21 protein-coding genes are annotated in these 23,438 nt (G+C 51.3%); 6 read left to right on the top strand and 15 right to left on the bottom strand.

Annotated elements, in window-relative coordinates; all coding sequences use genetic code 11:
- Positions 1-277: 277 nt before the first annotated feature.
- From HZS79_RS06475 to HZS79_RS06490, 4 genes are all read right to left on the bottom strand, one after another.
- Positions 278-2,083 (bottom strand): acyl-CoA dehydrogenase C-terminal domain-containing protein, encoded by a 1,806-nt coding sequence (locus HZS79_RS06475; RefSeq protein ID WP_162219749.1) that lies wholly within the window; start codon positions 2,081-2,083, stop codon positions 278-280.
- Positions 2,084-2,316: 233 nt separating this feature from the next.
- Complete coding sequence (locus tag HZS79_RS06480; RefSeq protein ID WP_179927378.1) at positions 2,317-3,084, bottom strand: SDR family NAD(P)-dependent oxidoreductase; 768 nt, start codon at positions 3,082-3,084, stop codon at positions 2,317-2,319.
- Positions 3,085-3,100: 16 nt separating this feature from the next.
- Positions 3,101-4,771 carry an AMP-binding protein gene (locus HZS79_RS06485; protein ID WP_179927379.1) on the bottom strand — a complete coding sequence of 557 codons (1,671 nt, stop codon included), beginning with the start codon at positions 4,769-4,771 and terminating at the stop codon, positions 3,101-3,103.
- A gap of 191 nt (positions 4,772-4,962) precedes the next feature.
- Positions 4,963-5,526 carry a TetR/AcrR family transcriptional regulator gene (locus tag HZS79_RS06490; RefSeq protein WP_179927380.1) on the bottom strand — a complete coding sequence of 188 codons (564 nt, stop codon included), beginning with the start codon at positions 5,524-5,526 and terminating at the stop codon, positions 4,963-4,965.
- Between the two features lie 128 nt (positions 5,527-5,654).
- Here HZS79_RS06490 and HZS79_RS06495 point away from each other — a divergent pair, with 128 nt between their 5' ends.
- The 5 genes from HZS79_RS06495 to HZS79_RS06515 all read left to right on the top strand — a co-directional run bounded on the left by HZS79_RS06495 (position 5,655) and on the right by HZS79_RS06515 (position 9,880).
- Complete coding sequence (locus HZS79_RS06495; RefSeq protein WP_179927381.1) at positions 5,655-6,842, top strand: acetyl-CoA C-acyltransferase; 1,188 nt, start codon at positions 5,655-5,657, stop codon at positions 6,840-6,842.
- Positions 6,843-7,061: 219 nt separating this feature from the next.
- Complete coding sequence (gene arsH, locus HZS79_RS06500) at positions 7,062-7,781, top strand: arsenical resistance protein ArsH (RefSeq protein ID WP_179927382.1); 720 nt, start codon at positions 7,062-7,064, stop codon at positions 7,779-7,781.
- A gap of 15 nt (positions 7,782-7,796) precedes the next feature.
- Entirely contained in the window at positions 7,797-8,864 is a 1,068-nt protein-coding gene (arsB, locus tag HZS79_RS06505; RefSeq protein ID WP_179927383.1) for an ACR3 family arsenite efflux transporter, read from the top strand.
- A gap of 15 nt (positions 8,865-8,879) precedes the next feature.
- Positions 8,880-9,551: an NADPH-dependent FMN reductase gene (locus tag HZS79_RS06510; RefSeq protein WP_179927384.1), complete on the top strand. Its 672-nt coding sequence runs from the start codon at positions 8,880-8,882 to the stop codon at positions 9,549-9,551.
- A gap of 44 nt (positions 9,552-9,595) precedes the next feature.
- Positions 9,596-9,880 carry a CC/Se motif family (seleno)protein gene (locus HZS79_RS06515; RefSeq protein ID WP_281373467.1) on the top strand — a complete coding sequence of 95 codons (285 nt, stop codon included), beginning with the start codon at positions 9,596-9,598 and terminating at the stop codon, positions 9,878-9,880.
- Positions 9,881-9,890: 10 nt separating this feature from the next.
- On the opposite strand, the gene arsJ is transcribed toward HZS79_RS06515, so the two are convergent.
- The 7 genes from arsJ to HZS79_RS06550 form a co-directional block, all read right to left on the bottom strand.
- Complete coding sequence (gene arsJ, locus HZS79_RS06520; RefSeq protein ID WP_246311432.1) at positions 9,891-11,057, bottom strand: organoarsenical effux MFS transporter ArsJ; 1,167 nt, start codon at positions 11,055-11,057, stop codon at positions 9,891-9,893.
- 49 nt (positions 11,058-11,106) lie between these two features.
- Positions 11,107-12,135: an ArsJ-associated glyceraldehyde-3-phosphate dehydrogenase gene (locus HZS79_RS06525; RefSeq protein ID WP_179927387.1), complete on the bottom strand. Its 1,029-nt coding sequence runs from the start codon at positions 12,133-12,135 to the stop codon at positions 11,107-11,109.
- A 157-nt stretch (positions 12,136-12,292) separates the two neighbouring features.
- Positions 12,293-13,096 carry a phosphate ABC transporter ATP-binding protein PstB gene (gene pstB / locus HZS79_RS06530; RefSeq protein WP_179927546.1) on the bottom strand — a complete coding sequence of 268 codons (804 nt, stop codon included), beginning with the start codon at positions 13,094-13,096 and terminating at the stop codon, positions 12,293-12,295.
- A 36-nt stretch (positions 13,097-13,132) separates the two neighbouring features.
- Positions 13,133-14,491 (bottom strand): phosphate ABC transporter permease PstA, encoded by a 1,359-nt coding sequence (gene pstA / locus HZS79_RS06535; protein ID WP_179927388.1) that lies wholly within the window; start codon positions 14,489-14,491, stop codon positions 13,133-13,135.
- Positions 14,492-14,497: 6 nt separating this feature from the next.
- Positions 14,498-15,877: a phosphate ABC transporter permease subunit PstC gene (gene pstC, locus HZS79_RS06540; RefSeq protein ID WP_179927389.1), complete on the bottom strand. Its 1,380-nt coding sequence runs from the start codon at positions 15,875-15,877 to the stop codon at positions 14,498-14,500.
- A gap of 104 nt (positions 15,878-15,981) precedes the next feature.
- A complete protein-coding gene (locus tag HZS79_RS06545; protein ID WP_179927390.1) occupies positions 15,982-16,998 on the bottom strand; it encodes a substrate-binding domain-containing protein in 1,017 nt (338 codons plus the stop codon).
- Positions 16,999-17,268: 270 nt separating this feature from the next.
- Positions 17,269-18,453 (bottom strand): Bcr/CflA family multidrug efflux MFS transporter, encoded by a 1,185-nt coding sequence (locus HZS79_RS06550; RefSeq protein ID WP_179927391.1) that lies wholly within the window; start codon positions 18,451-18,453, stop codon positions 17,269-17,271.
- Between the two features lie 162 nt (positions 18,454-18,615).
- On the opposite strand from HZS79_RS06550, the gene tal reads away from it, so the two are divergent.
- On the top strand, positions 18,616-19,554 hold the full coding sequence (tal, locus tag HZS79_RS06555) for a transaldolase (protein ID WP_179927392.1): 939 nt from the start codon (positions 18,616-18,618) through the stop codon (positions 19,552-19,554).
- 77 nt (positions 19,555-19,631) lie between these two features.
- Here the strand turns inward: tal and HZS79_RS06560 are convergent, their stop codons facing one another.
- The 4 genes from HZS79_RS06560 to HZS79_RS06575 all read right to left on the bottom strand — a co-directional run bounded on the left by HZS79_RS06560 (position 19,632) and on the right by HZS79_RS06575 (position 23,353).
- The gene (locus HZS79_RS06560; protein WP_162219765.1) at positions 19,632-20,147 is read right to left on the bottom strand and encodes an STAS domain-containing protein; all 516 of its coding nucleotides are present in this window, start codon (positions 20,145-20,147) and stop codon (positions 19,632-19,634) included.
- On the bottom strand, positions 20,137-21,330 hold the full coding sequence (locus HZS79_RS06565; RefSeq protein WP_162219766.1) for a PP2C family protein-serine/threonine phosphatase: 1,194 nt from the start codon (positions 21,328-21,330) through the stop codon (positions 20,137-20,139). The genes HZS79_RS06560 and HZS79_RS06565 overlap by 11 nt, the downstream gene beginning before the upstream one ends.
- A gap of 8 nt (positions 21,331-21,338) precedes the next feature.
- The gene (locus tag HZS79_RS06570; RefSeq protein ID WP_179927393.1) at positions 21,339-22,142 is read right to left on the bottom strand and encodes an MlaA family lipoprotein; all 804 of its coding nucleotides are present in this window, start codon (positions 22,140-22,142) and stop codon (positions 21,339-21,341) included.
- Between the two features lie 89 nt (positions 22,143-22,231).
- A complete protein-coding gene (locus tag HZS79_RS06575; RefSeq protein WP_179927394.1) occupies positions 22,232-23,353 on the bottom strand; it encodes a beta-ketoacyl-ACP synthase III in 1,122 nt (373 codons plus the stop codon).
- Between the last annotated feature and the right edge of the window lie 85 nt (positions 23,354-23,438).

The following is a 23,438-nucleotide window of genomic DNA, read 5'->3' on the forward strand; positions in this document are numbered from 1 at the left end:
TCTTTTAAACTCTCTTAACTTCCTGACAAACCGAAGGTTTTTACCTTCAATCACCGCTGGTAACGCTGTGCGTCCCCGGCAGCGGATGCGTACTTTACGGATTTGCTGCCGTCTTGGCAAGAGGGCTTGTAAAAAAAATCCAAAAAAAAGCGGCAGGTGTTGTTCATAGAACAAGCCTGCCGCAAACCACCGATCAGAATGCCTGACCAGAGAGTGCTCAGTTGCCGATACAGATTTATCTGTATCTCCGGAATTTCAAAAGCGAGATATCAGCAAATTAAATCTCAAAGCCCAAGCCAAAATCTTCACTCGATATTGCCATGAGGCTTCCCGCACCTGCTTGAATCATTTGCGCATGCGCTTTGGTGCGCGGTAGCAGACGCTGATAATAAAAACGGGCCGTATTCAATTTAGCGCTATAAAACGCTTTGTCATCGCCTTCTAACGTCACAGATGCCTGCTTAGCAGCGCGGGCGAAAAGGTAAGCTAACGTGACATAGCCGGAGTACATTAAGTAATCGACGCTAGCCGCCCCTACTTCTTCACGATCCTGCATCGCTTTCATACCCACACCCATGGTCAGCTCGCCCCACTCAGCATTCAGCTTCGCCAGCGGCTCAACAAACTCTTTTAGCGCAGGGTTATCAGCTTCTGTCTTGCAGAACTTATGAATCTCTTTGGTGAACACTTTTAGCGACTCACCCTGGCTCATCAGCACCTTCCGGCCAAGCAGGTCTAGCGCCTGAATACCCGTAGTACCTTCATAGAGGCGGGTGATACGCGCATCGCGCACCAGCTGCTCCATCCCCCACTCTTTAATAAAGCCGTGCCCACCAAAAATCTGCACGCCCTCATTGGTGCACTCAAAACCAACTTCAGTGAGGAACGCTTTCACGATAGGCGTTAATAGGCCGAGCAAAGTTTCAGCCCGCTCCTTCTCTTCGCCTGGCTTACCGTGCTCAACAATGTCAAGCATCTGAGCGGTGTATAGCACCAGCATACGACCACCCTCGGCAAATGCCTTCTGGGTCAGCAGCATACGGCGTACATCCGGATGCACAATAATCGGGTCTGCTGGCTTCTCAGGCGCCTGAGCACCGGAAAGCGAACGCATTTGCAGACGATCACGGGCGTAGCTCAGCGAGTTTTGGAAACTGGCTTCAATTAAACCTAGCCCTTGAATACCTACCCCAAGGCGTGCTGCGTTCATCATCGTGAACATGCACGCCAAACCTTTATTAGGTGCCCCAACCAAATAGCCCGTCGCGCCATCAAAGTTCATGACGCAGGTAGCATTACCATGGATGCCCATTTTGTGTTCGAGCGAGCCGCACGTGACGCCATTTCGGTCGCCTGGGTTACCTTGAGCATCGGGCATAAACTTGGGCACAACAAATAGAGAAATACCTTTCGAGCCCTCAGGAGCGTCAGGCAGCTTTGCCAACACAAGATGAACAATATTCTCAGCTAAATCATGATCACCGGCAGAGATAAAGATTTTGGTACCGGTAATGGTATAAGCGCCGCTTTCATCAGGCACTGCGCGGGTCTTGATCAATCCAAGGTCTGTGCCGCAGTGTGGTTCGGTGAGACACATGGTGCCTGTCCAAACGCCCTCTACCAGTTTGGTAAGATAGGCTTCTTTCTGCTCGTCAGTGCCATGATGCCGCAGTGCATCGGCAGCGCCATGGGAGAGCCCTGGGTACATACCCCATGCTAAGTTAGTTGCGCAGATCATCTCAGAGAGCATCATCGCCAATGAATGGGGAAGCCCCTGGCCACCCTGTTCAGGATCTGCCGCTAAACTTGGCCAGCCACCTTCTACATATTGCTGATAGGCTTCTTTAAAGCCTTTAGGCGCTTTAACGTCCCCACCTTCCAGTAAACACCCCTCTTCGTCACCGCTTTGGTTAATCGGCAACAATACATCGCGGGCGAAGCGCGCCCCCTCCTCCAGAATCGCGTTCACCACGTCTGGGGATGCCTCATCACCGTTTGGTAGCGCTGCGTAATGACTGGGATAATCAAACATTTCGTCCATAACGAAACGCATATCACGTAGAGGGGCTTGATAGCTGGGCATGTCACTTCTCCTAAACAAGGGGCTGAAAGCGGTTTAAGTTTACAAAACAACTTTCAAACACATGTTTGAAAACTAGCGCGCACCCACCCTATAGTCAAGCGGTCGTTTGAATATATCATCTAAAACCGCTACAACTTTGGTCGAAACCTATCTAGGCAGTTGATTTATAACATAAAAAAACCTGCCAACGAAAACGCTAGCAGGTCATCAGAGGATACTTATTTCCCAACCAATCACTGCATTCGAATGCCACCATCAAGCCGAATCACTTCACCGTTCAACATGGGGTTGGTGATAATCTGCTCTACCAACTGGGCAAACTCACCAGGCTTACCCAACCGCTTGGGAAAAGGCACCGCAGCGGCTAAGGCTTGGGCTGCTTCATCAGGAATTTCGCTCATCATGGGCGTTTCAAAGACCCCCGGCGCAATCGCCATAACGCGAATAGCATGGCGCGAAAGCTCTCTAGCCGCGGGCAAGCTCATTCCCACGACGCCTGCTTTCGACGCACTGTAAGCACACTGCCCCACCTGCCCATCGAATGCAGCTATAGAAGCCGTATTAATGATCACGCCTCGCTCACCACTTTCGTTGGGGGTATTTTTAGCCATGGCGGCTGCCGCCAATCGCATCACATTGAACGTGCCCACTAGATTGATATTGATCGTTTTCGCATAGCTTTCCAGATCTGCGGGATTGCCGTTACGATCAACCAGCTTGGCCACGCTCACTACACCAGCGCAGTGAATAACCCCCGAAAGGCCGCTTTCACCTCCTAGCACAATCGCTTCGTCAATCGCCTGCTGCATTTGCTCAGCAGAGGTAATATCAGCGATACAGGCCGCCGCACGGTCACCTAAGCGCTTGGCATGGTCTGCCACGCTATTATTCATATCGCACAGCACAACATTACCACCAGCAGCCACTAGACGTTCTGCTGTTGCCGCGCCTAACCCTGAAGCAGCTCCTGTAATTAAAAACGTACAATCCTTTACCTGCATTTCAACTTTCCTTTAATTATTTGTCGTTGCGTGCTTGCTCAGTTGCTTGGGCACGAAGTTTGAAGCGCTGGATCTTACCGCTAGGCGTTTTTGGCAGCTCATCGACAAACTCAATGGCTCTGGGAAACGCATGGGTAGAAAGACGTTCACGCACTTGCTGGCGGATTTCATCAGCAAGTGCCTCACTCGCCTCATACCCTTCACGTAGCACGATGTAAGATTTAATAATTTCACCGCGGATCTCGTCCGGCTGACCAACCGCGGCAGACTCAGCAACCGCGGGGTGCGTCATCACGCTGTTTTCAACGTCCGTGGGGCCAACCCGGTAACCCGCCGTGGTGATAATGTCGTCATCGCGTCCGGCAAACTGAAACGAGCCGTCTTCATTGCGGATAACCACATCGCCAGTCAGGTAGTAACCGTTCACAAAGGGATCTTTTTCCTGCCAGGTATACCCCTGGAAGAAGTGGGCGGGTGAGTTTTTAATGTCAACCGCAAGCACCCCTGGCTCACCGGGCGGCAGCTCGTTATATTCTGCGTCCAAAATGGCTAAGCGGTAGCCCGGCATTGGTACCCCCATCGCACCCACATGCTTGGGATGATCAAGGGAGTGATGGTTATTACAGGTCATGCCAGTTTCTGTTTGACCATAGTGATCCATCACCGGACAACCCAGCGATTTCTCAACCCAAGTCACTACTTCTGTATTGAGAGGCTCACCTGCTGAGCTTGCCGCGCGAAGCTCCAGCGTTTGGTGGGCATCATCGAACAGCCCTGACGCTTTCATTAGGCGATACGCCGTGGGCGCAGCAGCGAAGTTAGTAATATGGTGGCGCTTCATAAACGCCAAGGCACCTTCTGCACTGAAACCTGCCTCGCAGAAGTGTGTGGTAACACCGAGCAGTAGCGGCCCAGCAATCGCGTAATAAAGCCCGTATGCCCAACCGGGGTCAGCCATATTCCAAAAGCGGTCATCGTCACGAAGATCGACCGCCAGCTCCATATAGAGAGCAAACGCTGTCATACCGGAAAGCGGCACTGCCACTCCCTTTGGCTTGCCCACCGTGCCCGAAGTAAACATCTGGAGAAAGGGTTTTTCAGGGGAAAGCCGGGGTGGCTTTTCGCGCATTGACGTATGCGTCAATGCAGCCTGCCAATCATGATCATCAGGGTGCTCTCCAGTGGAGCCTCCGACTGCTAAAACGGGCGGGCACTGGCTCAGTCCATCAAATTTATAGCGGTTAGCGTGATCGGTAATAACCAGCTTGGTATCAGCGCGCCCCAGACGATAATCCACCGCATCGGGGCCAAACGCGGTAAATAACGGCTGGTAGACCGCACCAATTCGCCAAGTAGCAAGCACGGCAACTAGCAACGCTGTTGAGCGCGGCAACATGCAGGCAATACGATCTCCTTCGCCAAGCCCTTGGGCCTTAAACCAGCCAGCAAGTTTGCCACTCTGTTCGTCCAGCTCTGCATACGTCAGCGTATGGGTTTGCCCATTGATGTCTTCCTGCACGAGCGCAAGCACATCACCTCGCCCCTGGCGCACATGACGACCGCAGCATGCTTCAAAGGCATTGAAACAACCATCCTGGTGGTCATCCAACCGGGCAATCATGGTGTCAACCGTAAAGTCTTCCAGGAAGGTCGAATATGTTGGTAGTGACGCTGATGTTGCTGTCATGGTGGCTCTCTTATGTTGTTAGTCGTGAGCAGTGGTACGCAAACAGACAGGCCAGGGTTCCGATCTTACGTTTTATTATTGTCCGTTTACGTTAACGGAAACCTTGTAGTTGAACTAACGCTAAAAGCATTTACGCGGGAGCGCAAGCAATCAGCGTCGTAAATGGATTAGACGTTGGTCGAGCGAGGAGGTTAACGAGCCATAATCATTGCGACCAGCTCATCGGCTAGATCATCGGGTGTACGTGGCCCACTGGGGTCGTACCAGCGCACCGTCCAATTCAGCGCACCCAATATGAACCGCGACACCAGGAAGCGGTCTCCGTGAATAAGCTCTGCTGCCAGCGCATCGTCGATCACGTCTACCCACAGTGCTTCATAGGCATCTCGCAGGTGGCGTAAGTGGGCACTCGCATCAGGATCTAATCGCCGCCATTCAAATAACGCAACCACATGGGCATTGCGATCAGCAAACAGCGTTTCCAAATGCGCCCGTGCCATAGCATGTAGCCGCGCCTCAGGATCATCATCGCATTTTTGAAGCGCTGCTTTCGCGATAGAGAGAGCATTCTGGGTACCCTCCTCTATCACCGCGGCCAAGATCTCCTGCTTATCTTTAAAGTGATGGAACAAGCTGCCAGACTTGATACCCATTTCTTGCGCCAGCATACGCACCGTGGTGCGATCAAAGCCTTCTTGGACGAATAGCTGAGCCGCTAAACGCGTCAATTCCTTGCGGCGAGGGGAAGCATTCATTACATTCATGTCATTTACACTAGCGCTTGCTTGGTTACTTAGGAGAAAACCACAGCCCCGCCAGCGGGTCAACGCATCACTAAGCTCTCAGCAAGATAATCACAATAAATCCGTCAGGAGACGCACAAATGAGTAATGCCACCGAGGTTGTATTTTTATCCGCTACCCGTACGCCAATGGGCGGCATGATGGGCAGCCTTTCCAGCATGACAGCCCCCGAACTTGCGGCCGTTGCAATCCGCGCAGCCATAGAGCGAGCCAGTATCGAGGCCTCTGCTATCGAAGAAGGCATCATGGGGTGTGTACTACCCGCTGGCGTAAAACAAGGGCCAGCCCGCCAGGCCATGCGTCAGGCTGGCATTCCCGATGCCAATGGTGCTACCACCATCAATAAATTGTGTGGTTCTGGCATGAAAGCCACCATGCTAGCCCACGATTTGATCAAAGCGGGGACAGGCGAAATTCTGCTCGCAGGCGGCATGGAATCGATGTCTAATGCTCCACACGTACTCACTAAAGCACGCGGCGGCTACCGTTTAGGTCATGGTGAACTGAAAGATCACATGTTCCTTGACGGCTTAGAAGATGCCGAAACTGGCAAGTTGATGGGCGTTTTCGCCCAGGATGTTGCGTCAGAACGTGGCTACACGCGCGAGCGCTTGGACGACTTTGCCATTGCCTCCCTAGAGCGCGCCATGAACGCCACCAATAACGGCCACTTAACGGCTGAAATGGCACCGGTAACAGTAACCACTCGCCAAGGAGAAACGCTGGTCGAGCATGACGAACAGCCCTTCCAAGCCAAACTAGATAAAATCCGCCAGTTGCGCCCAGCGTTTGCCAAAGATGGCACCATTACTGCCGCCAACGCCAGCTCAATTTCCGACGGCGCTTCAGCGCTTATTTTGGCCAGCCATGAAGCCGCGAAGCGTCATGGTGTAAAGCCGCTAGCGAAAATGCTCGGCCATACCACCCACTCCCGCCATCCAAGCGAATTCACCATTGCGCCAGTAGGTGCGATTGAAAAACTAATGAAAAAGCTTGGCTGGGGCGTTAACGACGTTGACCTCTTTGAGATTAACGAAGCATTCGCGGTCGTCACACTAATGGCGATGGATGACTTAGGACTGCCTCACAATAAGGTGAACGTATTTGGCGGTGCTTGTGCCCAAGGGCATCCGATTGGCTCAACAGGTTCGCGGGTGATTGCGACACTTATCCATGCTTTACGCACCAAAGGCGGCAAACGCGGTATTGCCAGCCTGTGTATTGGTGGTGGCGAAGCCACCGCCGTGGCGGTTGAGCTCATCGATTAATACACACATCAATACGCCCACGCCTTGTGCCTAATTGCAGGCACAAGGCGCACAATAGATATTGTGCCCTCTCCTAACGGCTTGTACCGCGCACTTACTCATCAAAGATGACCTAGCAGAAGCATGCTTTAGGTTGGCTCTCACCACTAGATATATACGGAAAAACATATATTATTAAGCATCAGTAATCACTCCTTCGATGCAAAAGGAACACCACCAATGGCATTGCTTGACGATTTACCTCACGTGGACAGCAGCCTGTTTAAAGCCCCCAATCATGCAACATTGATGCTTCCTCCTAGCAACCAGCCAGCGCCCAAGATTCTGCTGCTCTATGGCTCCCTGCGTGAACGTTCATTCAGCCGATTAGCGGTTGAAGAAGCCGCTCGGCTACTCAATGCCATGGGCGCCAGCACAACGATTTTTGACCCAAGGGGCTTACCTCTACCTGATGCGGAAGATGCGAGCCACCCAAAGGTAGATGAGCTGCGTACACTGGCACAGTGGGCCGATGGCATGGTGTGGTGCTCGCCTGAGCGCCATGGTGCGATGACCGGCATTATGAAAGCACAAATTGACTGGATCCCTCTTGCGCTAGGCGGTGTTCGCCCTACCCAAGGTAAAACCCTTGCCGTGATGCAGGTATGCGGCGGCTCCCAGTCATTCAACACGGTAAATCAGCTGCGCATTTTAGGCCGCTGGATGCGCATGGTGACGATCCCCAACCAGTCATCGGTGCCTAAGGCTTTTATGGAGTTCGATGACAACGGCCGCATGAAACCGTCACCCTTTTATGACCGCATTATTGATGTCATGGAAGAGCTGGTGAAATTCACCCTGCTGGTTCGTGAGCGTAGCGATCTGCTCACCGACCGCTACTCTGAACGTAAAGAGAGTGCCGAAGAAGTCTCCAAACGCGTCAATCAACGCGCTATTTGATCAGGGAGTGGTTTTATGCCAACCGAGAACAACGCTTCCCCCACCAGCGCCGATATGGGACTGTTTGAACGCTACCTTTCCGTATGGGTAGCGATTGCCATTGTTGCCGGGATTGCACTTGGGCAGTTCGCCCCTGCCGTGCCAGAGGTGTTATCACGGTTTGAGTATGCCCAAGTCTCCATTCCCATTGCCGTCTTAATCTGGGCGATGATTTTTCCCATGATGGCGCAGATTGACTTCAGCGCTATTGCAGGAGTGCGCCGCCAGCCAAAGGGACTGACCATAACCACCACAGTCAACTGGCTGATTAAACCCTTCACGATGTTTGCTTTGGCCTGGTTGTTTTTCATGGTGATTTTTCGGCCCTTTATTCCTGAGGAACTGGCCAGTCAATATCTAGCGGGTGCCATATTATTAGGGGCAGCACCCTGCACCGCGATGGTATTTGTATGGAGCTACCTCACCCGTGGCGATGCGGCCTACACCCTCGTTCAGGTGGCTTTGAATGATCTGATCATGCTGTTTGCCTTTGCACCGCTGGTGGTTTTTTTACTCGGCATCTCGAATATCCAGGTACCGTGGGACACGGTTATTTTATCCGTGGTGCTGTACATTGTGATTCCACTTGCGGCGGGCTATTTCACCCGTAAAACACTGATCGCCAAGTATGGCACCGAGTGGTACGACAACGTGTTTATGAAGCGTGTCGGCCCTATCACGCCCATCGGGTTAATCGTTACCCTGGTGCTGTTATTCGCCTTCCAGGGTGACGTCATTCTGAATAATCCGCTGCATATTGTACTAATCGCCATTCCGCTGATTATCCAAACGTTTTTAATCTTCTTTATCGCCTATGGCTGGGCCAAAGCGTGGCGTGTGCCGCACAACATAGCTGCTCCTGGTGCAATGATCGGTGCCAGCAACTTTTTTGAACTGGCGGTCGCAGCGGCCATTGCCCTGTTTGGCTTACAGTCAGGCGCTGCTCTCGCCACGGTAGTTGGTGTTTTAGTTGAAGTACCACTTATGCTCGCGCTAGTACGTATTGCTAACAAAACACGTCAGCATTTTCCTGAAAACGCATAACAAAGAGATACTCGGATGGCACATTACTTAGTTTTTCTCGGTTCAACTCGAACCTCCACACCGCCCGCCCCCGCCCGCTTAGGCGAGCGGGTATCCCAAACGTGCAAACGTCTACTTAGCTCACTACCCGATACAACGGCAGAGGTTATAGACCCGCTAACGTTAGATCTTAACGGCCCTTTTAAGCCGCACTTTGCTTACGCAAAAAAAACGGTTCCCGATGATCTTGAAGCCCTTGCTGGCAAAATTGAACAAGCCGATGGCTACGTGATGGTCAGCCCTGAATACAACCACTCCATGAGCCCGGCACTAAGCCATTTGCTGAATCATTTTGGCGCGTCACTGTTTGCCTTTAAGCCCAGCGCCATCGTGACTTACTCCATGGGGCAATGGGGAGGCGCACGCGCCGCCGTTAGCATGCGCGCATTTCTCTCTGAGCTGGGGTGCCTGCCAGTGTCCGCCATGATTCATATACCCAAAGCCCAAGAAGCACTGAACGAAGATGGACAATTTGCCCAGGAGCAAGAACGCTGGGAAAGCTATTTTGGGCGCACGCTGGGCCAATTAACGTGGTGGGCAGAAGCGGCCAAGGCTCACAAAGCCGAGCAAGACCCTACAACGCTATCACCTGCGTTTAATAAATCGCCTGCTCAGCGTAATGCACCTAAAAATGATGATACTTTTTGAACGGCCATCAACAGAGCTGCATAAGAGAGGTTGAATTGACCAACATGATCCACATAGATAATGCTGCGATCGCTTTTGTTCAACAACAAGGAGGCGTTGTAACCGTGAGGTTATCGCCTAAGCACGGCTGCTGTGGTGGCCTTGCTAGCGTGGCGGTCGCGGAAACACAGGCCCCAAATAATCCGGAAGCTTTTCAACGACAGGTTTATCAAGGGATTACATTATGGGTCGCGCCTGAGTTGGCTGCTCAAGGGCTGCGCATCGGCGTGGAAGGCTGGTGGAAGTTGCGCCATCTTTATGTGGATGGTGCAGCGTTATCAGCAGGCTAGAAACTAGCCTTTAAGCAACCTGCTTTGGCAACGCTAGTGCCATCACGGAACTGGCTGCCACTAAGGCCGCCGATACCCAAAGACAGGCGCTCAACCCGTAAGCCATATACAACCAGCCTGACAGCAGCGTTCCCACCAAACGCCCCATGGCATTGGCCATATAGTAAAAGCCAACATCCATTGAGACGCCATCAGCACGGGCATAATGAACAATCAGGTAACTGTGCCAGCTAGAGTTAATCGCAAACAGCACACCAAACGCCAAAAGCCCAACCACCAGCCAACCCACCTGCGCCAGTGGTAACAACGCCAGTACAATCGCCAGAATCGCCAGGGCAGCTGCCCAGCCTGCGGTTAGCGCGCGGGCATCCCCTTTAATCAACCGAGTCAGCTTAGGCGCCTGGGTTTGTACCCCGCCATAGCCAATAATCCACGCCGCTAGTAACCCGCCTACCGTCCAGTGAGTCCAACCATGCTGGTCATATAAAAACACCGGCAACGCCACTACGAACCAGACATCCCTTGATGCAAATAGGCAAAAGCGCGCCGCTGAAAGCACATTAATCGCGCGGGACTTGGAGAAAATTTCCGAAAACTTAGGCTTTACCTTCTGGCGCCCTAAATCTGCCTTCAAGCGCCAAAAAGAGAGCAAGAGCACCCCACTAAGCATCACCGCCATGGCAATCACCGCACCACGGAAGCCAATCAGCGTTAGCAACACCCCGCCAATAAAAAAGCCGAGGCCTTTCAATGCATTTTTAGAGCCGGTCAGCATCGCAACCCAACGGTAAAGCGCGCTATTGGCGTTGGCGCTGTCTGTAGGCACCAGTACTTTAACCGCACTTTTAGCGCTCATTTTGTTTAGGTCTTTGGCGACCCCAGACAACGCCTGAGCCGCCATGACCCAAACAACCGTAAGCATTCCTGCGGGCACCATCAGCATGGCAAGGGCGATAATTTGCAGCCCCAGCCCCACATTCATCGTGCGGTTCAAGCCTAGCCGCGCACCGAGCCAGCCGCCTATCAGGTTAGTTACCACGCCAAATGCTTCGTAGAACAGAAACAGCATGGCGATTTGCAGCGGCGAGTAGCCCAGCTGGTGAAAATACATCACTACCAACATGCGCAGCGCGCCGTCAGTAATGGTAAATGCCCAGTAGTTGCCGGTAATCAGCATGTATTGGCGCACCTCGAAAGGCAGCGCTCGAACCCGGCTCAGCAGGGAATCACTCACCCCCATCGGCTCCACCCACTTTCATAGCGAGTTCAGCGGTACGGTTGGCATAGCCCCACTCGTTGTCATACCAGGCGTAAAGCTTAAGCTGGGTGCCGTTGACCACCATGGTGGAAAGCGCATCGATAATGGAACTGCGTGGGTCGGTGCGATAATCAATGGACACCAGCGGGCGTTCTTCGTAACCCAATATCCCGGCAAGTTCTCCCTCCGCGGCCGCTTTCAGCGCTTGATTGACCTCTTCCACTGTGACATCACGCTTAAGCTCAAACACCATATCGGTGAGTGATGCGTTGGCCAGCGGTACGCGAATGGCATGACCATTTAGCTTTCCCTCCAATTCAGGGAAAATTGCAGTGATCGCTTTCGCGGAACCGGTCGTTGTCGGAATCAAGCTCATGCCGCAGGCACGGGCACGACGCAGGTCTTTATGCGGCGTATCCAGAATAGTTTGAGTGTTGGTAATGTCGTGTACTGTGGTCATCGAGCCATGACGAATGCCGAAGGTTTCCTGAACCACTTTCACCACCGGTGCCAAGCAGTTAGTGGTACAACTTGCCGCGGTCACGATTCGGTGCTGAGCAGGATCGTAGAGATGATCATTAACGCCTACCACCACGTTCAGTACGCTGGCATCTTTGATTGGTGCACTTACCACCACCCGCGCAACCCCTTGGTCAAGGTATGCTTGAAGTGTGGCGGTGTCTTTCATTTTACCCGAGCATTCAATGACCACGTCACACGCTGACCAGTCACTGTCGGCAATCGCTTTATTAGCGCTAAATGCGACGGCGTGACCATCCAAAACAATCGCATCCTCGAAAGCACTAACCCCATTACCAGGCGACCAGTGACCATGTACCGAATCAAACTCAAGCAGGTGGGCAAACGTTGCCGCATCGCCGCCAGGGTCGTTAATACGTACAAACTCTACCGCCCCTGCTTCCACTTCAGCCCATAGGCTGCGCAGTGCCAGCCTACCAATACGACCAAACCCGTTAATACCGATACGTAATGCCATTTTACCCCCCTCTCTGCCCATTCATTAAAAACATATGAAAAATCATATAAACAAAGTCAAAAAAAGATTTTGACGAAACACCAGGGGCATTAAGTTCAGCCCCAGTGTTTTACTGTCTAACTCGCTCTAACTAATATGACCTAACTAATTTCCAAGCCTACCCATAGCGCCCAGTGATGTAGTCATGAGTTCGCTGGTTTTGAGGATTCGTAAATATCGTGTCGGTACTATCGACTTCTATCAGGTCTCCCATGTGGAAAAATGCCGTACGGTCAGCAACACGGGCTGCCTGCTGCATATTGTGGGTGACCATCACAATGGTGTAGCTCTCGCTCAGCTCGTCGATCAACTGTTCAACCTTGCCTGTTGCAATTGGATCAAGTGCCGAGCAAGGCTCATCCATCAGTATAATATCTGGACTTACCGCTATCGTTCTGGCGATACACAAACGCTGCTGTTGCCCGCCTGAAAGCCCCGTACCCGGTTGATCCAGGCGGTCTTTCACCTCTTCCCATAGACCTGCACGACGCAAGCTACTTTCTACAATGTCATCTAGCTCTGCTTTCCGCTTGGCCAACCCATGAAGGCGCGGTCCGTAAGCAATATTCTCGTAGATCGATTTCGGGAAAGGGTTAGGCTTCTGGAACACAATGCCTACCTGAGCACGCAGTAATACAACATCACGATCAGGGGCATAGATATCCTTTTGATCTAAAGTAATCTCTCCTTCAACGCGGCAAATATCAATCGTGTCATTCATACGATTCAAACAACGTAAGAACGTCGACTTACCGCAGCCTGAAGGACCAATGAACGCCAGCACTTCATTTTCATAGATATCAATGTCAATGCCGTTAATGGCCTGAGTATCGCCGTAAAAAACTTTGACATCTTTGGCACGCATCTTGACGTTGTTAGTCGCTTTACTAGTACGGCTCTCACCGCCGCCAACGCTCACCATGGAGGAAGGCATATTGGTCTTTGCTGAAGTATTCACTTACCACCTCGTCTCGAATTTTTTACGCAACCAAATCGCTAACGCGTTAAGGCTCAGCATTAGTGCCAGTAGTACAATGATGGCTGCTGAAGTGCGAGCTTCGAAGAAATTACGCAGCTCATTGCCCTGCCATAGATATATTTGCACTGGCAGAGCAGCTGATTGCTCAAACGGCGTACTAGGCACATTCGCGACAAACGCGTTCATACCGATTAACAACAGAGGAGCGGTTTCACCTAGCGCTTGAGCCACGCCTAATATTGACCCTGTTAAGATGCCAGGTAGTGCGATAGGCAACACATGGTGAAATACTGTTTGCACCTTCGATGCACCAATGCCTAACGCGGCTTGACGGATTGACGGTGGAATGGACCTAAGCGACGCGCGGGTTGCAATGATAATGGTCGGAAGGGTCATTAGCGTGAGCACTAACCCCCCAACTAACGGCGCAGATAGCGGTAGCCCCAGATAGCCAATAAAAATAGAGGCTCCTAATAAACCAAATACGATGGACGGCACAGCCGCCAAGTTATTGATATTAATTTCAATAATATCAGTTAAGCGATTTTTCGGAGCAAACTCTTCTAAATAAACTGCACTGGCAACACCAAGTGGCACTGAGAGCGCAATCACGATCACCATCATAAATAATGATCCCATGAACGCACCTGCAAGACCTGCAGAAGCGGGGGCACTACGGGAGTCAGTATTTAAAAACAGTGACGTGCTGAAAGCATTGCGAATCACTCCTGCATCGTAAAGCTGATCAGCCCATGCCCGCGTTTGCGCACTCAACTGCTGGCGTGCATCGGCCAAATCACGATCTATATTGCCTTTAATCCATACATCTACATTAGCGCTCGCCAGCATTTTAACTTCGATTGTTTGGCCAAGCAGTGATGGATCCTCTACAAACTTATTACGCAGTGTAAAACGCTCATTGGAGGAAAGCAGCGCACGCAGGTCTCTCAACTGGCGCGGCTCTATCTCCTCATCAAGCGTCTCTTGTAGCGCGGCATCAATGAGCGACTGCCAGTTTACTAACCCTACCTGGGTCTGCCAGGCAGCAAAGCGCTGATTAAATTCGGCCTGGCTCTCTCCACTAGCCTGCTGGGGTTTGTCTTCTACCTGAATAACCTCAGGGTCAAAGTAAAGCTCCATATAGAAAGTTGCTTGCCAAAATGCGGGCAAGCCGCGCATTAGGATACTGGCAAACAAAGTAGCAACCAACGTCATGCCGACAATCACCGCAGCTAAACCTAGGCGGCGAAAACGTCTCTCTTTGCGGTGCCGTGTCGACAGCGATTTTTCAATCGTCATAAGCCGATGCTGGCGACGCTGCTCAATCGTTATAGACATAGTCGCTTACTCGTATTGCTGGCGGTATTTACGCACTATAACCAGTGCAATGACATTTAAACCTAACGTGATGACGAATAACGTGAGACCCAAGGCAAATGCCACTAACGATTGTGGACTGGCAAAATCCATATCCCCGGTGAGCTGATTGACAATTGTCACCGTAATCGTTGATATCGCTTCAAAGGGATTTGCATGCAGCACGGGATTATTACCTGCAGCGAGCACCACAATCATGGTTTCACCGATAGCTCGACTTGCCGCTAGCAAAAAAGCACCCACAATGCCGGGCAACGCTGCGGGCAAAACAACCTGACGGATCGTTTCCGACTTGGTGGCACCTAGCCCCAACGCCCCATCACGCAGCGACTTGGGCACTTGAGTAATAATGTCGTCAGAAAGGGATGAGACAAAAGGAATAATCATGATTCCCATCACTAAACCTGCGGTCAACGCGCTAGTTGTACGGATGTTGATACCAACGAGATCGCCAACGCTGGATAAAAATGGCCCAATAACGATCAATGCAAAGAAGCCATAAACGATGGTCGGAATACCCGCCAAAATTTCAATAATGGGCTTCGCCACGTTGCGCAACCAGGAGGGCGCATACTCTGCCATGTAAATAGCCGTCATTAACCCAACTGGGATAGCAATTAGCAGCGCAATGGCGCTAACCATCATTGTGCCCCAAAGCAAAGGCAGCAAACCGAACTCACCCTGCGCATCGGTTCCAGAGGTGCTAAAACGAGGATTCCAGGTAGTGCCCAGAAAGAACTCAGCGGGACTAATAAAGCTGAAAAACTTTAGGGCCTCTCCAAGCATCGATAGCACAATACCTACCGTTGTGAAGATTGCTACAGCAGAACTAGCCGCCAATGCGATCGTAATGACTCGTTCTACTTGGTTACGCGCGCGCCACTGAGGGGAGATATTGCGCCGCGCGAATACCAAACCAGTGACAGCACAAACAGCCATCAGCGCAACTAAACTTAAATTCTCAAACGTTTGTAGCCTTGCCATATGAGCCGCAGCAGCAAGTTCTTCTGGTGTTCCACCGCCAGATACGCTTCGCTCATTTGCCAGTGCCGTCACTCGTCGCAAGAATGTCGCTAACTCGCGGTCACTCATGCCAGCGACCAAGTCAATGGGCAACTGCTGCGTTACCAGCATATCGATCAATTGAGGCGCTAAAAAAGACCATAATAAAAACAAAGTGAGCGCTGGCAAGCCACACCACAGCGCCACAAGCGCTCCGTAATAACCAGGACGCGAATGCATTCTTACATCATGCTCTGCCGCCACTGCGCGACTGCGAGTCAGCCCGAGATGGTATGCCAAGGCCATTATCAGCAGCAGTGTGGCTATCAAGGCAAGGTTGCTCATTATTTCTCCGCCTTCGATTTCCTGCATTTAAACGCCAGCATCAAGCACTTGATGCTGGCGAGTTCATTCAACTAACGAGGCCTTGCGGCAAATAAGCTTGTGGCTTACTCAGGGCTAACGACCGTGCGTGCTTGGAACTGCTCAAGCACTTGGCCGCGCTCTTCTTCATCCATTGGAATCAAGCCAGCATCTTCTAATAGACTTCCATAGCCAGACACCATCTCGTTCAAGAAGAACTCGGTGTACTCAGCTAAACCTGGGATAACATCCAGATGCTCGCCCTTCACATAGAAAAACAGTGGACGAGAAACGGGGTACTCACCAGAACCAATGGTTTCTAAGCTAGGACTTACACCATCGACAGTGGCAACTTGTAAACGGTCGCGGTTTTGATCGTAAAAGCTCAAGCCAAATACACCTACGGCATCTGCTTGAGCATCAAGGCGGGCTAGCGTCTCGGTATAGTCACCAGCAATTTCCACAATCCGACCATCACCGCGCAGATTATTACAGGCATCACCTTCAACTTCGGCAACGCTTTCACAGCCAATGTGGATCACTTTTTCTTCAAAAACTTCGCGAGTACCGTGGTTTGAGGCAGGAATGACCAGCACAATTTCTTGGTCAGGGAGGCTACTGTCAACGTCAGACCAGCGAGTGTAGGGGTTATCAACCAACTCACCATCAACAACTACCTGTGCAGCGGCAGCTTTAAACACATATTCGGGCGTTAACTCAAATTCAGCACGATCAATACGCGAAGCGAATACAATGCCGTCATAACCGAACATCACTTCAAGTATTTCACTCACGCCGTTTTCGTTGCAGTTGGCAACCTCGCCACCACGAATAGCACGTGAAGAGTTGGCGATATCGATGGTGTTTTCACCCACTCCCTGGCAGAACTGACGCAAACCACCACCTGAGCCACCAGAACCAACAACAGGGGTATTGAACTGGGAGTAAGTGTTACCAAACTCTTCTGCAACGATGCTAGAAAATGGCAGCACCGTAGAAGAACCAGCGATTTGAACCGTTTCACGCGCAGTTGCGGCAGTGGAAACACTTGCTGATAGAGCAGCAGCTATCGCAACACCTAACGCCTTTTTTGATACGTTCATCGTCATATTCCCCTCTGATTTAAAATCCGTTAAGTATTCACTTCTCGGACAATTAGGCCTGATGACCTGTCACAACGCAGAGTTTGCACACAGACGATTGCAGAAATATGACAGCGTGAAATTTTTGATAATTTTAAGCAGAAGTACTATGCCAAGCGCTCGATCGCTACAGTGCATGCAACACCACAAAGCAATTCATCTTTTAGCCAAGCCATGAGTAGGCTCAGGTTAGCGATAAGCACGAAATATGAGGGCTGTCTATTAGGGCCATCACGGCGCTAACGGGTCTTGGGTTAGTTGACGTACACCAATATTGCCAAGCAACGCGGCCGCCAGCATTGTCAGCACCATTGGCCATAGGTGCTCAACTTCAAAGAGTCCCACCATTAAACCTGCGAGCGCACCACAACTAAACTGAATACCGCCCAATAACGCAGTCGCTGTGGCACTCATATGGCCAAAATGATCCAACAACGAAGAGATGGCATTCGGTGTGATCAAGCCAATCATACCGGTGAACAGCATAACCAATGGCACCACCACATAAAGCGATGCAATATTCAATGCAGTGGCCAGCACCAAACCAATCGCCGCTACCAGCTGAATCGATAGACCTAATCGTAGATTTTGCTGAGGTGAGCGATGGCGTAGCAAGTGGATATTCACCCGATTAGACAGCGCAATCATGATGACGTTGACGCCAAACACCACGGGATAAATACCGGGTGAAAGTGAAAAGTAGTCTAAATAGAGAAAAGGCGATGCCGTTACAAATGCAAACAACCCAGCAAACGATGCCGCTACCGCGCAGATATACCCCATTCCTTCACGGTGACGTAACACGCTTGCGTAATTGCGCACTACTTGACGCGGTGAGGCCGCAGGTAAGCTAGTATCGCGAGTTTCCGGTAACAGGGTACCCAGCAACCAGAGCAAAAACGCTGCATAGACTGCCAGGAACACAAAAATCAGCCACCATCCGGCAATGTATAGCAGTAAACTTCCCACCGCTGGAGCCACTAATGGCGCAATCATCATGATCATCGCCATTGTCGACATAACTCTGGCAGCCTCTCGCCCGCTAAAGCAGTCGCGCACAATTGCCGCCGAGTTGACGACACAGGCACCACCTCCCAGCGCTTGAATAAACCGCCAAACCAACAGTGACGTGAGGCTATCGACGGTGGTAATCATCAGGCTGGCAAGCATAAATACCACCAAACCACCGAGCAAAACGGGCTTACGACCAATCCTGTCCGATAGCGGCCCAAAGCACAGCTGACCTATTGCGAACCCAAATAAAAACATACTGATAGAGAGTTCAGTATGATGGATACTCGCGTTGATACTTTCTGCCAGTATCCCCATCGCAGGTAAGTAGGCATCTATCGCGAAAGGTGCAAGCGCTGTATTGGCCGCCACCAATAGCGCCACCCGACGAGGATTAAGTTCCATAAGCATCCTTGAAATGGACGTTGGACAGCGGACGACACCGCCAAATAGATAGGCCGCTAATTATAATCGATTTTAAATCGTTTGTCGGTCTCTGTTCGCCGCGCGATGCCCTTGCTAAAGTAGCCCAATGACAACTATCTCAGTGATAACAAGGAGCGATGCATGGCCACCAGCCTACTGACCCAGTTAAAAGAAATGACCACGGTTGTCGCTGATACCGGCGACCTTGAGGCTATTCGCCGCTTTCAGCCACAGGATGCCACTACGAACCCATCACTAATCTTGCAGGCTGCCCAGCAGCAAGAGCGTCGGGCAAAACTCGCTAGCATCGCTAGGGATAGCACTGACCTTGAAGAAGCAGTCGATCGCGTCGCTGTAGATATCGGCAGTGAAATCAGCAAACTGGTACCCGGTTATGTCTCAACAGAGGTGAGCGCCCGGTTATCGTTTGATCGAGATGCAACCATTGCCAAAGCACACTCATTGATTGAGCGATACGCTGAGCACGGCGTTGGCGCTGAGCGCATTTTGATCAAAATGGCATCGACCTGGGAAGGTATCCAAGCCGCTCGTCAGCTTGAGCGCGACGGTATTCGCACTAACTTAACGCTGTTATTTGGCTTTGCCCAGGCGCAGGCCTGTGCGGATGCAGGTGCCACGCTTATTTCACCGTTCGTGGGCCGAATTCTTGACTGGCATAAAGCAAAAGACCCTAGCGCTGATTTTAGCGGTGCAAACGACCCAGGCGTGCAGTCAGTTAAACGTATTTATGACTACTACAAAGGTCATGGCTACCCCACTATCGTGATGGGAGCAAGCTTCAGAAACATCGGAGAAATTCAGGCATTAGCAGGCTGCGATCGACTAACGATTTCGCCAGCGCTGTTAAACGAGCTCGACGAACTGCAGGGGGACCTTCCGCAACAGCTAACACCAATGGGCACCAGCAGCTCGGCAGATGCAGCGTTGACACAGCCAGATTTCCGCTGGGCCATGAATGAAGACGAGATGGCCACTGACAAACTTGCAGAAGGTATTCGCAAGTTTATGGCCGACCAACGCAAGCTCGAAGAGTTGCTCAGCACGCTACGCAACGACTAACGTGCACAGTCTCAAAAGCCCTCTAGGAATCACATCCGTAGAGGGCTTTTATAATGGAGACATCTCAATACAACGCGTTAGTGAGTCGTCGAATTTTGTGCTTCTAGCATCTCCACCAACGGCTGAAACTGCTCGCGGTTATGCTCATTCATATGCATCAAAATTCGGTGAGCTTCTAAAATGCGCTCACGTAAATCTTCTTCGTCCGCTGGCTCGGCAGGGACGTCTTCTAATGCCGAACTCAATTTCGACGTTTGCTGCAGTGGTGCTTCCATCAGGGTAAAAAAACGTGCGAACCCCATAACATCTAGCATCTGCCGAACATCTGGGTTGTCAGCAATAATCGTAGGTGGGTGTTCCAACCGCCCTTTTACAGCCATCGCTACTTTGGCAAGAAAGCCAAGCGCTGTTGAATCGACGTTAGTCGCTTCACGCAGGTCTATCATTACCGCGGTTAGCCCAGGTGTTTCAGCAAGGCGCTGAGCTTGAGTATCAAGCGTGGCGCAAAGCGTTAGGCGCACATCGCCACATAATTTTAAAACAAAAACACCGGAATCGAACGCCGCTTTAATGCGGCCCTCTTCAATCAGCATGACCAAATCCGCTCACCATCATGATTGTCAGGTCATCGGGTAAAGCATCGCGGTCTTGGTTCGCCTCATCATCCGCGTCGCCTTCGATAAGAAGCGAGTTGGTGTTGGCTAGCCGGTCGCGCAACTGCTCAAGCGTGACACTTTCGCTTACTAGTTGCTCAAGTTCCTTGAGCCGCGTGTCGAGCGTCTTACCCGGCAAGCATTCCAATACACCGTCTGAACACAGCCACAAATGAAAATTGGCCGGTAAAGCACAGCTGAGCGAAGGATACTCTACATCAGGAAAAAGACCTACTGGCATTCCTTCACCTTCTAAGCGCACTAGCTTACCATCAGCGACCAATAGAGGCATAGGAAGCTGCGCACCGAGCGAATAGTGCAGTGTATGCGCCTCATGGTCAATGACACCAACAAACAAGGTCGCGTGCTTACCAATATCAGTATCTTGTAACTCTCGATTTAAAGCAGCCAACCAGTTAGGTGCCAAGCGCTCAGGCGCTTGGCCATCCCACTCATTGAGCCACCGGTTGCAAAGATACTTGAGCAGCACTGTCACAAACGCAGACGACGCACCGTGACCAGAGACATCAGCGAAATAGAACGCGCTATAGCGATCGTTAAAGCGCTGATAGTCGAGAAAATCTCCCGATAAATACAGCGAAGGCGCAAACCAGTAATCGTAGTACACACCGCTGATTACTTTAGGGTGAGCAGGCAGCAAACGTCGCTGAATGTGCCCACCACTCTGCTGATCCATGCGCAACAGAGCCAAATGAGTCTCTAAGCTTTCGTTGAGCTCAGCCAAACGCTCTCGATCACGATCACGCTCTTGGGCAAGCCTATGTAGCTCAATGGCTTTACGAATCATCCTACGCAGCAGCTCAACATGACGCAGCGGATGCACAATATAGTCCACCAACCCAACATCGACTGCCTCTATTAGATCAGCATCTTGCCGAGAGTCACTAACCACCAGTGTGGGAAGATGATGCGTGAGTTGCGTCCATTGCTGTCGCGGCACGGCCCTGGCATGGGCAACAATGAGCGCAGTATCATCGGGAAGATCCACGATATCTTCAGCTGCAAACACCGACAAGCCATGGCATGTGATTGCCTCTGCAAGCGCATCACGTTCCGGCCCCGGCTCATCGATTACCGCGATCAACTGCTTGGAATGATCCATATTAAGCCTCAATCGGCGAAATCGTCGTCACCAAAATCGGTATCGTCGAAGTCAAAATCATCCATGGCAAACGGGTCGTCCCCAAGCTCACCGTCATTAATTTCAAACTGACGACGTTGTAAGTAGGCATCACGGATAAACCGGTAACGGTCACCACGAATCAGCTCTTCTTGAGAAAGCAATCCTGCACGAATATGCACAATATCTAACGCTGCCAAGCCCGCCCGCCACGCTTGATCATCGATATAGGTAATGGGATGAGCAGCAATATCAACCGGCAGCCCGGTTGCGTCCCTCAGTGTGCTAGGGCCAAGTAATGGTAACACCAGATACCGAGAATCTTCCCAACCCCACACGGCCAGCGTTTGTCCGAAGTCTTCTTTATCAGCAGTAATTTCCATTAGCGTGGCATAGTCCAGCAGACCGCCTACGCCTACGGTGGAGTTAATCAAGAATCGTGAGGTGGCCAATCCTGCGTTAGCAGGCTTACCCTGAAGCAAACTATTTATAGCCGTGCGCACTTCGCCCAGGTTGGAAAAAAAGTTGCCAACGCCAGTTCTTACCGGGGCAGGCGTCACTGTTTGATACCCTCTAGCAACTGGCTTCAGTGTATAGCGATCGACGACGTCATTAAACGTAAAGACGCGGCGGTTGAAGCCTTCCCAAGGATCTTCAGGGTGGGCTTCCTGTTCAGCAACATTCGCCCCCGTGCTAGCACACCCCCCCAGGCTGAAAACAATGAGCAGCAACAGAGGTAATATCTTGGAACGCGCACTGAAGGCGTCTTTTTGCTTTACTAAGAACCTACGCATGATACTTCCTCTGTGAACCTGGGTGACACTTGCTTTCAACGAAACACTTCAAAAACAACAACGTATAGAGCAACCTAAAAAAGTGACAGCTATTGACGGCGCACCACGACACTACCTGCGCTGTAGCCTGCGCCAAATGAGCAAATGACACCAATATCCCCCTCCACTAAGTTCTCTCTGTGGAGGTGAAACGCGATGATCGAACCAGCTGAGCTAGTATTAGCGTAACGATCAAGAATAATTGGCGCTTGTGTTTTACTCGGCTCAGCACCCAGCACTTTCCTCGCAATCAGATCATTCATATGCTGATTAGCCTGATGCAACCACATACGCTTCAAATCACTGCCAGACAGCTCCAAGGAGGCGAGGTGGTTCAGAATCAACTGAGCTACCATCGGACAAACCTCACGGAATACCCGGCGCCCCTCTTGTACAAACAGTTTATCTAACGCCAGAGGATCGCTATCCGTGACGCGATTTAAAAAGCCAGCGTTATTACGAATAGCATTAGAGAACTTGGTCACCAAGCGGGTTCCCAGCACTTCGAATCGCTCTTCAGCGACAGCGCAATCACTGTTTTCAAGCACCATCGCGGTACATGCATCGCCAAAAATAAAGTGGCTGTCGCGATCTGTAAAGTTAAGGTGCGCTGAACAGATTTCGGGGTTTACTATCAACGCCCGCTTTACGCTACCAGACGCAATCGCATTAGCTGCGGTTTCCAGAGCAAACGTGGCAGAGCTACAGGCGACGTTCATATCAAACCCGTAGCCGCCTGTGCCAAGCGCTTGCTGCACTTCTACCGCCAAAGCGGGGTATGCACGCTCCAGGTTCGAGCACGCCACAATGACCAGCTCAATATCACCTGGATCAACTTTGGCGTTAGCCAGCGCTTGGTGCGCAGCCTGGGTAGCCATTTCGCACTGAATCGACGGTTCATCGTTACCACGCAAAGGCAGTTTAGGCCGCATACGCGCTGGGTCAAGAATTCCCGATGCGTCTAATACATAGCGGCTTTTAATACCTGAGGCTTTTTCAATAAACTCACTACTGGAATGCGCGAGTGGCACTCGCTCACCACGCGCGATTTCTTCAGCATAGTCAGCATTTTGAGTATCTACCCATGCATTAAATGCTTCCACCAACGACGCGTTATCAATGGCGTGTTCCGGCGTGAAGAGTCCTGTACCGGTAATCACCACATGTGTCATGCCTTTCTCCTTTTAACGGCTTGCAGAAGTCGTTGGCTACCAAATCGATATTGCCATCTTAACCATCGCCTTCGGATGCGAGCTT

This window comes from Vreelandella zhaodongensis (genome assembly GCF_013415115.1).
In the GTDB taxonomy this organism is placed as follows: Bacteria; Pseudomonadota; Gammaproteobacteria; order Pseudomonadales; family Halomonadaceae; genus Vreelandella; species Vreelandella zhaodongensis.

Coding starts and splice junctions, on each gene's coding strand:
- HZS79_RS06550 (WP_179927391.1), bottom strand. CDS start 18,453: ATGGAACTTAATCCTCGTCGGGTGGCGCTATTGGTGGCGGCCAATACA.
- arsJ (WP_246311432.1), bottom strand. CDS start 11,057: ATGCTGATTACCGGCAACTACTGGGCATTTACCATTACTGACGGCGCG.
- HZS79_RS06565 (WP_162219766.1), bottom strand. CDS start 21,330: ATGGATCATTCCAAGCAGTTGATCGCGGTAATCGATGAGCCGGGGCCG.
- pstB (WP_179927546.1), bottom strand. CDS start 13,096: ATGGTGAGCGTTGGCGGCGGTGAGAGCCGTACTAGTAAAGCGACTAAC.
- HZS79_RS06495 (WP_179927381.1), top strand. CDS start 5,655: ATGAGTAATGCCACCGAGGTTGTATTTTTATCCGCTACCCGTACGCCA.
- HZS79_RS06475 (WP_162219749.1), bottom strand. CDS start 2,083: ATGCCCAGCTATCAAGCCCCTCTACGTGATATGCGTTTCGTTATGGAC.
- HZS79_RS06545 (WP_179927390.1), bottom strand. CDS start 16,998: ATGAACGTATCAAAAAAGGCGTTAGGTGTTGCGATAGCTGCTGCTCTA.
- arsB (WP_179927383.1), top strand. CDS start 7,797: ATGCCAACCGAGAACAACGCTTCCCCCACCAGCGCCGATATGGGACTG.
- HZS79_RS06575 (WP_179927394.1), bottom strand. CDS start 23,353: ATGACACATGTGGTGATTACCGGTACAGGACTCTTCACGCCGGAACAC.
- pstC (WP_179927389.1), bottom strand. CDS start 15,877: ATGAGCAACCTTGCCTTGATAGCCACACTGCTGCTGATAATGGCCTTG.
- HZS79_RS06490 (WP_179927380.1), bottom strand. CDS start 5,526: ATGAATGCTTCCCCTCGCCGCAAGGAATTGACGCGTTTAGCGGCTCAG.
- HZS79_RS06525 (WP_179927387.1), bottom strand. CDS start 12,135: ATGGCATTACGTATCGGTATTAACGGGTTTGGTCGTATTGGTAGGCTG.
- arsH (WP_179927382.1), top strand. CDS start 7,062: ATGGCATTGCTTGACGATTTACCTCACGTGGACAGCAGCCTGTTTAAA.
- HZS79_RS06485 (WP_179927379.1), bottom strand. CDS start 4,771: ATGACAGCAACATCAGCGTCACTACCAACATATTCGACCTTCCTGGAA.
- HZS79_RS06560 (WP_162219765.1), bottom strand. CDS start 20,147: ATGCTGATTGAAGAGGGCCGCATTAAAGCGGCGTTCGATTCCGGTGTT.
- pstA (WP_179927388.1), bottom strand. CDS start 14,491: ATGTCTATAACGATTGAGCAGCGTCGCCAGCATCGGCTTATGACGATT.
- HZS79_RS06480 (WP_179927378.1), bottom strand. CDS start 3,084: ATGCAGGTAAAGGATTGTACGTTTTTAATTACAGGAGCTGCTTCAGGG.
- HZS79_RS06510 (WP_179927384.1), top strand. CDS start 8,880: ATGGCACATTACTTAGTTTTTCTCGGTTCAACTCGAACCTCCACACCG.
- HZS79_RS06515 (WP_281373467.1), top strand. CDS start 9,596: ATGATCCACATAGATAATGCTGCGATCGCTTTTGTTCAACAACAAGGA.
- HZS79_RS06570 (WP_179927393.1), bottom strand. CDS start 22,142: ATGCGTAGGTTCTTAGTAAAGCAAAAAGACGCCTTCAGTGCGCGTTCC.
- tal (WP_179927392.1), top strand. CDS start 18,616: ATGGCCACCAGCCTACTGACCCAGTTAAAAGAAATGACCACGGTTGTC.